Source organism: Pseudomonas serbica (genome assembly GCF_028823535.1).
Classification (GTDB): domain Bacteria; phylum Pseudomonadota; class Gammaproteobacteria; order Pseudomonadales; family Pseudomonadaceae; genus Aquipseudomonas; species Aquipseudomonas serbica.
Map to the genome: position 1 here is coordinate 676,512 of NZ_JAQIYM010000090.1, position 14,544 is coordinate 691,055.

Genomic DNA, 14,544 nt, shown 5'->3' on the forward strand with positions numbered 1-14,544 from the left:
AGATCAAGCCCATTTACTGGGGCATTGTCAGTACTGAACACTGCCAGGATCAAAACCCATGAGCACCATGCAAACCGTTTCCGAACAGATCAAAAGCCTGGTTGAAGCCGGGGCCCTTTTTGTGAGCAACCACTCGGGCGGCAAGGACTCCCAGGCCATGCTGATTCGCCTGCGGGAGCTGGTGCCAGCGGCGCAGATGATCGTCGTGCATGCGTCCCTGGGCGAAATGGAATGGCCGGGCGCCATGGAGCTGGCCCGCGACCAGGCAGCTGAAGCCGGCCTGCCGTTCATCGTGGCAAGGGCCAACAAAACCCTGCTGGAAATGGTTCAGCGCCGGTATGAGGGTCGCCCGGAAGTGCCAAGCTGGCCCTCGGCGTCCACCCGTCAATGCACCAGCGACCTCAAGCGTGGCCCGATCCAGCGTGAAGTGCGTCGCTACGCCAAGGCCAACGGCTACAAGATCATCGTGAATTGCCTAGGCCTGCGTGCCCAGGAATCCCCTGGCCGGGCCAAGCGTGTGCCGCTGCGCCTCAATCAACGCGATTCCAACAGCGTCAACACGTGGTATGAGTGGCTGCCGGTGCACGACCTCTCCACGTCTGATGTTTTCCAGATCATCGAGCAGGACGGCCAGAAGCCGCACTGGGCCTATGCGGAAGGTAATGATCGCCTAAGCTGCGTGTTTTGCTTCATGGCCAACAAGCACGACCTGAAGAACGGCAAGAAGCACCGCCCGGAGCTTTTCGCCGAGTACGTCGCCATGGAAAAGCTCACCGGCTACACCATGCACATGAACCGCATTCCGCTCGTCGAGCTGGTTGCTTAACTCGCCTGACGCATCAATATGAGTATGACGCTAGGGATAAATTTATTTCGCCCAGCGTCTAGCGCTGCATGTGTGTTTGCACTATAGTCGTAACACGAAGGCAATTTACCACATTCGTTGGGACTGCCTCAGTCATCGCGCACACCGGAGAACGCCATGCTCACCTACCAGTCGGTCAAAGAAACCTATCGCCAAATCCTGTCACAAAACCCAGGCAAGGCTTTGCGCCTGTATGAGGCCAGTAAGGTGATAGTCGTTCTGGACGGTGACACGTTGCGCTGGGGTCAGGAAATCGAACTTGGCTCCATTGAACTGGCCGATATGCCAGAAATGGACGGTCATGGCTGGATCGGCTGCGGCTGGTTCGGTGAGCATGAGGCGACCAAGAAAGCTATCGAAACCCCGATCCTGATTGACCTGCCGCTGACCCTTGAGTCCGCTATGGCCAGCTATCGCCAGATTCTTGACCAAAACCCAGGCAAGGCCATGCGCTTGCTCGACGCCAGTTACACTAACGCGGTTATCGTATTGGTTGACGGCAAAATTCTCCTGACAAAGGCGTATACCAACGGCTCTGTGGCAATGGAAAAATGTGAGTTGACGGATTACGCATGGGCCAATGGTGGGTGGCTTGGTAACGTTCGGGCAACCAAAGAAGCGATCAAGAACCCGCGCCTGATCGATCTGCCGAGCGAGACTGAAGAACTCCACACACAGGAAGACAGCATGCCACTGACCCACCAAACCGCGATTAGCAGCTATCGCCGGATTCTTGAGCGGAACCCAGGCAAGGCCTTGCGCATTTACGACGCAAGCGTCGGCGCTGAGGCTGCCGTACTGATTGATGGCAAGGTCTTTTGGGCGAAAGTGAATATCGACGACTCTGTGACCGTGGAAAAGTACGAGATGTGCGATAACGCATGGCGTGGCGGTGGCTGGTTTGGTGCAGCCAAGGCCACGCAGGAAGCGATCAGCAATCCTGTTCTGATTGACCTGCCAGTCGAGAGTTTGACCTTGGCCCCAGCGCCAGCGGGATCTCCAGCCGGTCTTGTTCGTGTTCAGGCTCCGTGGTCAGGTGAAATGCTGCGCGGAATGCGCGTCGCTGCTTGGCGTTGGAAGGACGGTCGTGGCTTTTGGGATTACGCAACCCACTGGAGTTCAGGCCCCCAGGATCGGCAGGAACGCGTTTACAGCGAACCCGACGTGCTTGAACTGCTCGCCAGCCGAGACGCCGCCTTCTCCGTCTTGGCTGAACTTCAAGCCCTTAGCATCTTTGACATTGATGGCTGCGAATCGGAGCATTTTTTGGCAGCAAAACAACGCGCCGTGGCTTTGCTCGAAGTCGCGAGGGCTTCGGTACTGGGTGTCCCGGACGAGCAGGTCTGACTGGATCTGCCATTATGCGAATCAAGAACATCACTATCCAGCCCGACGCCAGTGCCTGGAGCGCCGTGGTCGCCTATGGCGGGCCAACGGACATTGAGCTGGTGATCTCGGCCCTGTACGCCGACGGTCGCCTCAAGGTGTCCGCAGCACGCTACGATCACGTGGTGCCGATGTACGCGCTGGGGGCTGAACAGGCAGTACTGGAATGGGCCCAGGCCGAAGTGGCCAGCCTACCGCCTGAGTGGCATGCCGCCCATGCCCAGCTGTATGGCCTCAATCAGGCCGCCTGAGTGACAAGAAGGGCCGTTGAGAGGCCCTTTTTTGCGCCTGCAGATCGGTGATTTACGGCAATTAAACGTATTACATATATTGCCATTATGGCCAATTACTACTATACTCTAAACACGAACTGGGGCTCACCCGGTCATTACTACCCAACGCGGATGTGGACATGAAAATCAAAGACGTGATTAGCAACCTCGGTGACCTGGGCCAAAGCCCGCTGTTAAACGTCAACGTCAAGGCTACCGCGAATTCGGCCTATTGGTTGATTGACGCCATTGTCACCGAGCTGGAAGTCAAAGGCGGTTTTGAGCCTCAGGCTGTGCTGGCCGCGCTCAAGGATCAGCTGAAGCCTGTAGCCGTCGATCCATCTTTGGCCGAGCGCTATCAGGCCCTGCTCCATTTCGTTGAGCAGGTGGCCCCGGTAGTGGATCTTGCCGCTGAATGCGAGGTGGCCGGTGCAGATCAGATGAAAGCGCTGTTCCGCACACTGAACTTGTCGACACCGTCCGCAGTGCATCCTGATGCAGGCATGACCGCGTTCCTGATCTCTGGTCGCGAGCATGGCGATGACGATGATGCCGCCGAAGTTGTGATTGCCACTGATAGTGGTGAGGCCCACCGGTTGTTTTTCGCAAGCCAGTTTCCTGATCTGGACTATGACCCAGACGAGGCTGATAAGGATGACCCGGCCTATTTCATCATCACCGATAAAGAACTAGGCACCGTCGACCACCAGGGTCGCATTGTTCTGAAATAAGATTCATCAGCTGCCTGGGGCCCTTCACGGGGCCCTCATTTTCAAAGGATCAGCGTCATGGATAAGACCATCGTGGTAACAGTCGTCAACCTGACGCTCAAGCAGCACGTCATCACGGCTTTCTGTGAGAGCCTGGACAAGGCCAGGGCCAGCGTGAGCGAGTTCGAGGCGGCCTACCCAGGGGAGGGTTACCGCTTGATGGTCAGCCCACCCATAGCTGAGCTGGAGGCTCGAGAGAAAAACGAGATTTTTCGTGAAGCGTTTCTTCAGAGCGCGATCATGAGGCCACACAACAACAGCACGCGATAGAGGCGGGCAGGGGCGGCATCGGAGAGCAGCACTCCCCGGTGGCAGGCACCCATGCCTGGAGGGGATCGTGTTCTCCCGTTAGGGCTACGACAATTGACCTGGTTTCAGTGCCGGGTGCGTTTTACCCATTTCTCGTCCTGCTCCGCCATGACCGTTGCCAGGCTCAGTAAGAGTTCGAGACGGTTTTCATCAAGCACCTGAGCAGTCAGCAGCGCCATCTCATTGACAAGCTCCTGGGTGGCCTGCTGATCAGCAGCAGATACCTCTGCGATTTTACCGTCAGCTTGCACCGTATACGGCGCAAGCTTGGCTTCACACGTCACTGCTTTAGCGCAACTGACGAAGGCTCGTCTCAACAGCGGTAAGACCCGGCTGATGCCATCTTTATCCAGGGCGCATTCCACATACAGGTGGTTGATCAGCCGCTGGGCAATTTTACCCTCAAACATATCGGCCAATTGCCCAGGATTGACATCAACAAGCGATAGCGTCAATTGCATAGTGATTCGCCTCACCATTTGTCAATTGATCAAAAATAGACGAAACACTCTGCTGATTCAACTCGGATGAAAACCGATAAGTCCCTCCAATAATTGAGGATAAGGTGTTTTACCATGGATTTGACGGTATGTCAGCTTATGGCCATAATCGGGAAATATGGATATGGCGGGTTTGGAACTCATGTCAAAAAAGACACTGCATCATGAAGCGCTTTACGCGTCCGATGAAAACGCCATCAGCTGGGCTGATCATCAAGTGTGGAGAATCAGTCGCTTTATGCAGCTGGAGTCCGCTCGATTGGGTGTGCCGGTGGTGCAGCTGCGGTTGGGCTTTCATGACAAGCTGAAGACCGAGCTTATTGGACGCCATAATGATCGCGTAACCTATCGTCCACAGGGGCTGATCACGCGCCTGGAAGTGCCTCAAACACCAGATGGTCACATGACCTTCAACATCTGCTGGATTGATCCTTGGGATTTCTATCACGAGAAAATTGCCAAATTTACCGAAATCCGCTTCGAGATCCTCGACGAATTTACCTTTACCCGTCGAAATAAGATCATCCAGGCTGCTCGTGCTGCGATGATGCAAAAATCCAAATCCCCTCCCGCGATCTGAAGCCGGGTTACCTCCAAATCCGGCGCGAGGCGCGGCTTGCTGTTGCCCTTGATCTTGATCTACTCCAGCGCAGGGCGCGGCTTGCTTGTGACTCTTTTCGGCGCAGAGCGCGGCTTGCTGTGCTTTTGCGTGCTTTCCCTGGTGAGCCAGCATAGAATCCTGCAAATTTTCGCAGAAACGCGTGCGCCAGGTGTTTCTCCATTGATATGTTAAATGCATGAGTGCTTTTTTGCTGTCAAAACGCAGCAGGCAGAACGCAGTGGATGAGGTAAGACATGTTTATTGAATATGACATGGTTGCGAGGCAGGAAGAGGTCGACCGCTACTTCGGCGTGATTTTGACCGGTGGCCCAGGTATCGGTAAAACCCACGCCATCATGGCGATGCGCCGTCCAGGTGACGCATTCGCTCGTCTGGCCGTAGCCGGCAAGTCCAAAGAGGACATGGGTACCTACCCGATCCCGGAACTCATTCCTGGCGAAAAAGAAGGTGAGCGTGGCGTTTGGGTCGTTAACCAAGCGATCACCGAAAGCGTTCTGTTGCCGCTGCTGGAGCAAAACATCGGCGACGGCCACGGCATTCTGCTGCTCGACGACGTGACGGCGGCTGACCAAAGCGTGCAGAACGCCATCCTCGAGCTGGTACAGTTCGGTCGGATCGGTGAGCACAAACTGGGTAAAAACGTTCTGATCGCCCTGACGGGTAACGGTACCGCCGACGGCGCATACGCCATCCCATGGAGTGCGGCACTGACCGGTCGTTGCCACGTGATCGAGTACAAGGCCAACTTCAAATATTGGCTGGATCTGCCTTGCAACCGTATGCTCGATCCGCTGTTCGCAGGCTTCCTGGAAGCAAACCCTGAATTTTTCGCCCCGAGCCGTGGCGATGAAAAGCTGAACATCAAGTGCTTCGACGAAAACAACTGCGGCCCTTCGCCACGCTTGTGGACGACGCTCGGTGTAAGCTCGATGCGCAAGTGGGATGGTATCGGCCACTTCAAGCCATCCATGCTGTTCCCAAGTTCGGCGACTTACGTTCAGTCCTTGGTCGGTGAAAAGACCTCAACGGCTTTCACCACCTACGCCATCACCATGATGGGTTATCCAACCTCAGCCCAGCTGATGGAGAACCCAAAGATGTGGGGAGCACTGCCTGAAGAAAAACGAAACGCCAAAGGCTGTGTTTACGCAGTTGCCCAGGCCTTGCGTCAGCACGCTCTGCTCCTGAACGACAAAATCAACGAGGACTGCGGTTACAAGTTCACTGCGAAAGTGAACGCGCAAAAGACCGAGTTGCTGATCAAGTTCTGCAAGGTGGTTGCTGAACTGATGGTTGAAGACCGCGAAATGGGCGTGTTCTGCACCCGATTCTTGGCGCAGAAGGCCAATCACAAGGACGAAACGCTGGTAGGCCTGTTGGCAGGAATCGGCTACGGCTTCGATGAATCCGATCCGGTGTTGAAAAACGCTGACTTCCCGGCAGTCATGAAAGCGATCAAAGACGTCAGCACGATGCTTGAGAAGTAAAACCCTCACGCTTCAAGAGGCCCCGAAAGGGGCCTTTTTGTTAGTCGCTAGAAAAGGCTTTGGCTTTTAGGCAGGGAGCTTTTGATCTTGTCAGAAGAGGCTTTGGCTTTTAATCGCCAGGCTTTTGACCCTGATTTCTGCCATCAAGCTCTTTGGCTTTGGTCGGTGAGGTCGGCCCGATAGAAGGCCAGGGCGCTGACTGGTCACGGCCCGCATGGCCATGACAAAGGCATTTGAGGCTTGGAGTGGAGCCATCCCATTTTAGGGGTGGTAGGCCATTGAGATTTTTAGAGTTAGACCATCAATATTTTAAAAGCTGGCTCAACATCAAGAACAACAGCTGTCTAGTGGGGTGCGGGGGCCACAGGGTGTCGGACGACGGCGTCGGTGGAAAGTGCTCCGATACCTCACCCAGCCGGTCAAATCATGAATGGATGTCGAACAACATGACGCATCAACTGGGTGAGTGGAGCGTCTTGCCTACGCGGTGGCGGCAGGGGACAAGCCCTGGCAATTTTGCACAATTGCCTGTGGTGCCGGCGAAGTCTCCCATGCCAAAATCAAAGTAATGAGGTTTTAGTTGTTGGAGTTTGCAATGGGCATGGGATTAGCGACACCTAAGGTGATCAAGCCTGTAATGGAGGAGATGGATCAGGAACTGCACCAGCGGATCAAGCTGTTGCTTCTTGAGCTGCGTACGCACAGTCCATTTTTCGGTGTCTTGGCCTCTGAATTATGGCTGGCCGGGCCCTCCAAATCAGTGCCAACTATCGGTGTCGATGGCAGGGGCTGCATTGTCTACAACCCTGACTTCATGGGTAAGCTCGATCCAGGCGAGATCATTGGTTGCTTGCTGCATGAAGCCTTGCACGTTGGCCTGGACTTCTGGGATCGCTTCAAGGGTCTGCGCCTGCGCATGGCCAACATCGCCCACGACTTCGTCATCAACGACATCATCAAGACGTCGCTGAGCACCCTGTCCTTTACCAAAAAAGACGGGAAGGTTGTTCACTTCAAAATCAAGTTGCCGGCCAACACCCTGTGGGATGCCAAGTACAAAAACCACTCGGCTGAAGAAATCTACGCCATTCACATGAAGGCTGTTTCGGAAAAAGCGGCAGCGCTGAAGCAGCAATACATGGAAGCGATGTCCGATCCCGTCAAGAAGGCCGCCTGGGATCGCGACAGGGCGATCAACAAAGAAGCTCGTGAATCTCTGACCAAAGCTTGGGAGAAGGTCAGCGAGGCCAACAAGGACGCCACCAATAAGAAAAAAACGGCCAGTGATGCCGTGATTCAAGAGGGCAAAGAGCTCGATGACGTTCTGTCCGACCTCGCCGGGATCAACTGGAAAGACAATCCTGTGGCACCTCAAGATCCTGAAGAGGAACCTGTAGCGCCGCCACCTCCACCAGAGCCTGAGCCTACCCCAGCCAATGCGCCTAAAAATCCGCATGAGGAAGCCAAAGAAAACCTGAAGAAGGGCCTGGAAAAGGCCATTCAGGACTTCATGAAGAAAGAAACACAGCGCATTTCCGATGAATACGACAAGATTCCGACCGAAGCTACCCGCGAGAAGCATCTGGAAGAGCTCGAGCAGGATTTGGCTGATATCGCTGAAGACTACGTCGACAAGGTCACCAAAGCGCCTGAGAACGGCGTAGAAGAGCCTGGGAACGATGAGCCTGGCGAGAGCTCGCCTGACGGCGACGACGCGCCTGGTGATCAGCAACCTTCGCCTGGTAATGAGGGTGACGGCCCGCAAGAAGACGGCAATGAGCCTGGTGACGGCGAGCCTGGTAAGCCTGGTGAAGGGAAAGAAGGCCCAGACGGTCAGGAAGTGCCGGGTGAAAACGGCGCACCGGGTCAAGACGGTGAGCCATCACTGAACAACGACGGTCAGCCGACTGACGGCCAACCCGGTGATCAGCCTGGCCAGAAAACGGATGATATGGGCGGTGGGGAGCCAATGCCCGGTCAAGAAGGCGGTCAGCCTGGCGAGCCTTCGATGGACGGTGAGCCGTCTTCGGATCAATCCCATGACGGCATGCCGGGGCAGGGTGGAACGCCTGGTGCTGGTCAACCCGGTCAAGGCCAACCTGGCGAGGGTGAGACGGGTCAAGGTGAGCCTGGTGCTGGTTCTCAGGGGCAGGGGGAAACCCCGTACGACCCAAATATGCCGTATGACGGTCAACCGATTTCCGAGAAACAAGCTCGTCGCGACGTTGAAGAGGCGCTGAGCGACCTCAATGAGGAGCTGACCAACTCGCTGACGGGTCAAGACGGCGGCATGAATGGCGTTGACCGGCGCATGGCCTCTGGCAAAGACATGATCGACGACCAAAGCATGGATCAGGCTTATGAGGACGCGATCAAAGAACTGGGTCAGAACGACCTGGAAGGCGACATCAACATCAACTGCGACCACTTGCCGGGCAACCCGTTTGCGCAAGAAACACCTGCGGAGACGGCGGAGCGTAAGCGACAGACGCTGAACCGGGCTATTCAAGAGGACTTGCAAGCCGGTGGGCAGGGGATGGGCTCGCTGCCGAACTGGCTCAAGACGCAGATCGATGGGATCTTGCACCCGCCGTTGTCCTTTACAGCGCGGATGCGTCGCTTCCTGGGTAAATACGGTCGTGAAATCAAGCGGTCGTACTCCAAGGCCAACAAGCGCAACACGTTCTTTGAAAACCACATGATCCGCCCTGGGTTGATCAAGAACACGGCGACCATGTACGTGATTCAGGACGTCAGCGGCTCGATGATGACCGGCAAGGATCTGAACAGCCTGCGTCGCTCCATGGGTCTGATTGAGCGGATGGCTGTCGACCAGAGCATGGAAATCGTGGTGATCCAGTGTGATACCGGGGTTACGTCCAGGCTGAACACCAAACAGGCTATGGAACAGATCAACAAGAGGCAGTTCGTCATCACTGGTCAGGGCGGTTCTGACTTGCGACCTGCCTTTGACATGGTCTGGAAAGAGATGATGATGGAGCGAGCGCCGAGAGGTAACCTGATCTGCGTGTTCACCGACGGTGCGATCACCGTTCCGGAGAAAGCTCCATTGGGAGTGCCACAGGAGGTGTTGTGGATTACCTGCCCACATCAAACCCCGCCGACCGACAAGTGGGGCAAGCACGTCGTTATGGATGACGTCTAAGAGTGATGGTGTCTCGAGGGGGATTGGATTATCCTCCTCGGACGCGCCAGACGCGGTCTTTTGCTCCAAGCCCCAGCTTATGCTGGGGTTTTTTACGAGGATTTTATGTCTAATTTGCTGGATGACCCAGAGTATCAGCAGACCAAAGCGGGTTTGCATGCAACCATTGCCGGCACTTCTGTCCTGTTACGCCGCAGCTTTCATCGAATGCTCATCGTCCAGTCGCTCTGCCTACTCGTTATCACTGTCGCACCGTTCGCCGGTGTCTGGCTTGCCAACCACTTATAAATCGCCCAGGTTCAGTCTTCTATGATGCAAAGCTTTGTTGGATCCTCGGAAGCCGAAGATTTATTCAACGCCTACCGCTTGCACCTCCGGCAGGGTAATGCTGAGCTGGCAATGGAATCGCTTGAAGCGTTGATGACGCGGCCAGGCATTGAGCGCTCGCCGGCCTTTGCTCATCGGTACTATGTGAGCCCGGTGCTGGAGGATGAGCTAATGCGCAAGCCTGTGTGTGCTGACATGGTGGATCATTTAGAGCCCTATGCCTTTCTGTGCCTTGCAAAGTCATTCCAGGGCAGTTCGGTGTGCACACAAGCCATGGGTCTTGAGTTCGGCAACCTGGGCCTTAAATTGATTGGTCAATTTATGTTCATTTATTCAAGCGAGGTCAGCTTTGAATTCGACAGCTTGATCAGGGCCGAGCAGGTCTTTGGCAAGCAGTTCACGGTGGGTCAGCTACTGACGATGTACCACAGCCAATCAACCCCTGGCCTCATTGCAGCCTTTTCTGCGCTTTATCTTAGCCGGGAAGGGGCACAGCTGCCGCTCAATAACCCCACCAGTGTTGCGGCGGACAGAGATCTGCGTTTTTTTGGGGCCAAACTCACCTCGGCGTCCAGCCTTACCGGCGTGTCCGACGTCATGACGCGGTATGCTCAGGCGCCACATAGCCGTAAGGTGGCTCTTGCCGTGGATCTGCTGTCTAGCCTGCATGAAAATCACCAGGATGAGCTGTTGCTAGCCTTGCGTGAGCAGATGGGTAATGAGCTGATGAAGGAGGCGCAGCTGACCGTCGAGCGCAAGGGCCTTGGAAAGAAGCCAGGAAGTTGGCAATATCCAGAACAGGGCTTAGGCCTTTAAACAAAAAAGGAATATTGACCAAGTTTTGCGGGAAGCCTTATGTCCAGCTCCGTTTCGTACACCAGTCGCCAGTCCCTTTCCAAAGCTTTTCGGATCAAGCTGATCGACCCGCGCCTGCCGTCCCAGGAACTCAGGTTGCTGTATCAGCTGGACAGCGATGGTCTGCTGTTGGTTGTCAGTCAGCCCGAGGGTATCCGTCAGGTGTTCTTTTCGGCAGACGAGCTGGGTGCAGATGTGCCGGGTTTTCTGTCCAGCAAGTCCTGGGCGCTAGTCGCCGCACGTTGCCAGTCCAGCCTTGGCACACAAGAGCTAGATCCTGAAATCTTCTTTGAGCGGGCCGAACTGGGCATGCGCGACCTTCACACTAAGGGCGTGATGAGCAGTGATGACCTCGCCGCTGGCCTGGATATGTGCAGCTTTTACAGCGCGACCCTGGATGTAGAAGCACTCAAAACCTACCTCATCCTGGAAAACCTGATGGATGTGGTCGAGCAGAGCCAGGTCTACAAGGTGACTGACGAGGAGTTGCTGTTCTGGCGGGTCGTGTGGAAAGCAGTGGTTGGCAAATCCAGGCTTCTCCACCAGGAACGCCTAACCGCCTGATCGCACAATTGCAGGACGAAAAAAGGCCGCATTCAGATGCGGCCTTTTTGTCTTCAGTAACAAGCGCCGGACTAGACGCTTGTCGACTGAGTGGATGGATCAGTTGGATGCGGGGGTGTTTTCAGCAGCAGGCGCTTCGGTTGGAGCCTGGATCTGGGTGAAGTCAGGAGCGTTTTCATCAGCCGGGGTGGCTTCTGGCGCTTCTACAACAGGTTCAGCGGTGACAGGAGCTGCTACTTCAGGAGCTTGGGCCTGGGCCACTTCAGCTTCTTTCGGCAGGCTGACTTCCGATTCAGGCATCAATTGAACGGGCATGGCGTTGCTGACGTCCGGCTGAGCGGCTTCTGGAGCAGTTGGGGCCACTGGGGCCGGTTCTGCATCAGACGAGGCTTCTGGCGCGGTCACAGGCAGCGGCAGCGCGATCTGTGCAGGGTTGATCAGAGCTTCGGCTTCGGTCTGTGCCGTCGGATCCAGCGCCAGCAGTTGCTGAGCCATAGCGGTCAGCTGATCACCGTCTTCTTTGGTAAAGGACAGGCCGCCGACCAGGCTTTCACCTTTCTCGTCACGCAGGTCTTTGACAGTCAGCGCCAGCGCTGCATTTTCAGGGGCTTTGACCGAACGCCAGTCACTGATGATGCTCGGCTTGATGGAGGTCGAGATCGACTCGCCCGGCAGAAGGATCTTTTCCAGTTGCAGATCCAGCAACCCGGTGTGCAGCGGCTCTGCCTGATCAGCAACGGTCAGAACGCCTTCAAGCGACGCGCCGAAGACATTGAGCTTGGTGTTGTTGGTGACCAGCAGGTTGATGACCGGGTCGTTGACGTCGGTGACGCTGTTTTTCGAATGCTCGAAGACGACGCTGTCGATCTTGAATTGCAGCTTGGTCAGCTCGGCATCACGCTTGGCTTTGAGCGTGTCGATGTCGGCACGCAGGGACGCCAGGTCACGCTGCTTGGACTGCTCGGCGACTTCCTGGAGTTGAGCCTGGATCTTCTGCTGCTCATCGAGCATCAGCTTGTCGCGCAGTTGTTGCGCGGTAGCCATGATTTCCTGGGCGTTCTTGCCGTTCAGGTCGATCTGCAGTTGATCCAGCTGGTAGGTATTCTTCAGCAGGGTGACGTCTTGGACGTACTGCATCTGCTGGTCGCCAGGCAGGCTGCCGGTGATCTTGCCCAGGGAATCGGTGAGCGTTACCTGGCTGGAGCCGTCAACGGTCGTGGTTTTTTTGTCGTAGCAGCCCGAGAGGGCGGCAACGATCAGCATGGGTAGCAGGGCTTTCTTGAACATGGAGGCCTCAATTACATAGCAATAGGACGGATAAAATCGGCCACATCATACAATTGATCCTTAAGGAATGACAATTAATGCATATTGTTCATGAAGCCTTTAATCCATTGATACGGCGTTGGTATGCTGGAAGAAATGCAGAATGTAATGAGAGGACGTGGCCATGACGCAGAAAAAGGAATTCAAGCCTGAGGAGGATGGGGTCACCCACCTCAACATCTACAGCAAGGGCAAGACCGACCTGGGCAAGGATCTGTCGCACTTCGCCCACAAGCCTTTCTGCCACGTAGAGCATGGCCGGTTCGCCTCTGTAGAGGGTTACTGGTATTGGCTGACTCGCCAGGCCGAGGAGCTGCGCCATGCGCATGGGTACGAAGCCAAGAGACTTGGCCGTGACCTTCCAACGGTCAGGAAGTGGCACCCTGAACGCTTCCAGGAGCTGATCTGCCAGGCGAACGACGCCAAGCTGGCCAGTCATCCTGAGCTGAAGGAGGCCCTTGAAGAGTCCAAGCTGCCGCTTGAGCACTACTACGTCCAGAATTTCGGCGGAAAACCTTGTGTCGTCCAGCCGAAAGACTCCGCGTGGATACTGGCGCACTTCGAGCAGATCCGTCAGAAGGTCAACCCGTTCGCCGACATGCAACACTCCGAGAGCATTCAGCGAGCGCTTGAGGTATCGCTTAAGGCAGAGCGTGAAGAGCCGCTACAGAACAACCTGTTCTGATCCAGCTGAGGGGGTGTCACCCCCTTGCACGTATGATTCTAGGAATGTATCTTGGTGAGACGTATCGCAGAGGTGCATTCATGGAAGTCACAGAAGCTCTCCCCGTAGGCACGAAGGTTCAGTTCACTGAGCGCTACCTTGTTCGTGGGGGAGAAAAACAGATCAGGAAATACAAAGGCCGGGTCGGGGAAATCACCGGGTATCGTGGCCAGCGTGAATTTCCAGGCCACGTTAAACAACCTACCGTGGTGTTCCCAAAAATGGGGCGGTACAAGGAAGAAAAGATTTTTGAGCCCCAGTGGAAAGATCTGGAGCTTGCGGAATCCAAGGCTTAAAGCTTTTGGGGGGAGGGCAAAGCAAGCGACGGCAGTGCACCTGCGGCGCACGGCCTCAAGAGCACAGAGCGCTATTTTTTGGTGCCAAACAACCGAGCTTTGTTTCTGCTCCAGAGCGCATCACCGCCGTGGGCGGCTAAGTCATTCTTGTCCGGATCTACGCCGAGTAGCAGCGCCAGCGGCCCAATCACCCCGTCCAATGGATACTTCGCCGTCTGGCCACTGATACTGTATAGGGTCTTGTTGGTGCTGGCCGCCAGCGCCTCGTTGCCCAAGTCATCGGCGTAGTCCGTGATAATCGAGGCCGCTTCATCCAGCCCAACGTAAGCATTGACCAGTTGGTGATGGATTTTCTTTGTCAGTGAATGAATGTCCAGGGTCTGGCCGTCTGGAAAGATCATCCTTCCGTTTTCAAACAACACCACGCCGTCACAGTGCTGGAGCTTGTACAGCGCCTCCTGGAGCCCGCAGATCTCGTTGGGCCGGTACAAATCTGCATTGATGCCCATACTGCAGATCTGGGCGTCAGCGCGTATGGATAGGCGGTTCCGGTGTTGTTTGAGGCGTTTTAAATGATAGTTGTCAGGCTCTGGATCTTTAGGCCAATAGGCTTTTAGCAGATAGGCCTTATCCAGCGCCTGGCTGTACACCGCTGCAAATAAAGGCCGCACCAGGTGAGGCACGCAGAGGGCGGTGACGACGAGCAGCAGCGCGGTCGAATAGAGCAAAAACATGGCGGTGTTCGCTTCTGATTATGGTGCTTGCAAGGGTACCGGGCGCCGGCGCCGGCAAGCAAGTCGCCTTTGCTTTTAACCATCATGCTGTTGATCTGGTTGTTGCTCTTGATCTTGCCTTTAAGCCGTATTCCGCGCTCTTGATCTTAAACCGCCTGGCTTTTGCTCTGGTTTTTGCGGTGGCTTTTAGGCTTTAAGAAGAGGGCTTTTGCTTTAAAGCATGAAGCTTTTGATTCCTGCTGTTGCGCTGTGCGGCAATTGATTGGCAAAGTTTCTGAGCGTTAAGCCATGCCCAGGGTCAAATACCCTGGATAGCCACTATCCACGGCAGCAAACACACA

Annotated in this window: 16 protein-coding genes; 13 read left to right on the forward strand and 3 right to left on the reverse strand. The window is 55.4% G+C overall.

All coding sequences use genetic code 11. The features are described from left to right. The first annotated feature begins 58 nt into the window (after positions 1-58). The 5 genes from NQL71_RS34020 to NQL71_RS34040 all read left to right on the forward strand — a co-directional run bounded on the left by NQL71_RS34020 (position 59) and on the right by NQL71_RS34040 (position 3,563). Positions 59-826 (forward strand): phosphoadenosine phosphosulfate reductase domain-containing protein, encoded by a 768-nt coding sequence (locus NQL71_RS34020; protein ID WP_274643995.1) that lies wholly within the window; start codon positions 59-61, stop codon positions 824-826. Between the two features lie 156 nt (positions 827-982). Then, positions 983-2,212: a hypothetical protein gene (locus NQL71_RS34025; RefSeq protein ID WP_274643996.1), complete on the forward strand. Its 1,230-nt coding sequence runs from the start codon at positions 983-985 to the stop codon at positions 2,210-2,212. Positions 2,213-2,226: 14 nt separating this feature from the next. After that, a complete protein-coding gene (locus tag NQL71_RS34030; protein WP_274643997.1) occupies positions 2,227-2,502 on the forward strand; it encodes a hypothetical protein in 276 nt (91 codons plus the stop codon). Positions 2,503-2,663: 161 nt separating this feature from the next. Continuing rightward, the gene (locus NQL71_RS34035; RefSeq protein WP_274643998.1) at positions 2,664-3,254 is read left to right on the forward strand and encodes a hypothetical protein; all 591 of its coding nucleotides are present in this window, start codon (positions 2,664-2,666) and stop codon (positions 3,252-3,254) included. A 57-nt stretch (positions 3,255-3,311) separates the two neighbouring features. Then, positions 3,312-3,563 (forward strand): hypothetical protein, encoded by a 252-nt coding sequence (locus tag NQL71_RS34040; protein WP_274643999.1) that lies wholly within the window; start codon positions 3,312-3,314, stop codon positions 3,561-3,563. A gap of 104 nt (positions 3,564-3,667) precedes the next feature. Here NQL71_RS34040 and NQL71_RS34045 read toward each other — a convergent pair whose 3' ends face one another. Next, entirely contained in the window at positions 3,668-4,063 is a 396-nt protein-coding gene (locus NQL71_RS34045) for a hypothetical protein (protein WP_274644000.1), read from the reverse strand. 163 nt (positions 4,064-4,226) lie between these two features. On the opposite strand from NQL71_RS34045, the gene NQL71_RS34050 reads away from it, so the two are divergent. The 6 genes from NQL71_RS34050 to NQL71_RS34075 all read left to right on the forward strand — a co-directional run bounded on the left by NQL71_RS34050 (position 4,227) and on the right by NQL71_RS34075 (position 11,123). Further along, positions 4,227-4,682 (forward strand): hypothetical protein, encoded by a 456-nt coding sequence (locus NQL71_RS34050; RefSeq protein WP_274644001.1) that lies wholly within the window; start codon positions 4,227-4,229, stop codon positions 4,680-4,682. A gap of 275 nt (positions 4,683-4,957) precedes the next feature. Next, positions 4,958-6,211, forward strand: a complete 1,254-nt coding sequence (locus tag NQL71_RS34055; RefSeq protein WP_274644002.1) for a P-loop NTPase family protein — start codon at positions 4,958-4,960, stop codon at positions 6,209-6,211. 595 nt (positions 6,212-6,806) lie between these two features. Further along, complete coding sequence (locus tag NQL71_RS34060) at positions 6,807-9,377, forward strand: DUF2201 family putative metallopeptidase (protein WP_274644003.1); 2,571 nt, start codon at positions 6,807-6,809, stop codon at positions 9,375-9,377. 105 nt (positions 9,378-9,482) lie between these two features. Then, positions 9,483-9,665, forward strand: a complete 183-nt coding sequence (locus NQL71_RS34065; protein WP_274644004.1) for a hypothetical protein — start codon at positions 9,483-9,485, stop codon at positions 9,663-9,665. Between the two features lie 21 nt (positions 9,666-9,686). Then, complete coding sequence (locus tag NQL71_RS34070) at positions 9,687-10,520, forward strand: hypothetical protein (RefSeq protein ID WP_274644005.1); 834 nt, start codon at positions 9,687-9,689, stop codon at positions 10,518-10,520. 39 nt (positions 10,521-10,559) lie between these two features. Then, positions 10,560-11,123 carry a hypothetical protein gene (locus NQL71_RS34075; RefSeq protein ID WP_274644006.1) on the forward strand — a complete coding sequence of 188 codons (564 nt, stop codon included), beginning with the start codon at positions 10,560-10,562 and terminating at the stop codon, positions 11,121-11,123. 99 nt (positions 11,124-11,222) lie between these two features. Here the strand turns inward: NQL71_RS34075 and NQL71_RS34080 are convergent, their stop codons facing one another. Then, positions 11,223-12,410 (reverse strand): DUF6694 family lipoprotein, encoded by a 1,188-nt coding sequence (locus tag NQL71_RS34080; protein WP_274644007.1) that lies wholly within the window; start codon positions 12,408-12,410, stop codon positions 11,223-11,225. 163 nt (positions 12,411-12,573) lie between these two features. On the opposite strand from NQL71_RS34080, the gene NQL71_RS34085 reads away from it, so the two are divergent. Then, entirely contained in the window at positions 12,574-13,134 is a 561-nt protein-coding gene (locus tag NQL71_RS34085; RefSeq protein WP_274644008.1) for an NADAR family protein, read from the forward strand. Between the two features lie 80 nt (positions 13,135-13,214). Further along, positions 13,215-13,469 (forward strand): hypothetical protein, encoded by a 255-nt coding sequence (locus NQL71_RS34090; protein WP_274644009.1) that lies wholly within the window; start codon positions 13,215-13,217, stop codon positions 13,467-13,469. A 71-nt stretch (positions 13,470-13,540) separates the two neighbouring features. Here the strand turns inward: NQL71_RS34090 and NQL71_RS34095 are convergent, their stop codons facing one another. After that, positions 13,541-14,203, reverse strand: coding sequence for a hypothetical protein (locus NQL71_RS34095; protein ID WP_274644010.1), 663 nt, complete (start codon positions 14,201-14,203; stop codon positions 13,541-13,543). Positions 14,204-14,544: the final 341 nt, after the last annotated feature.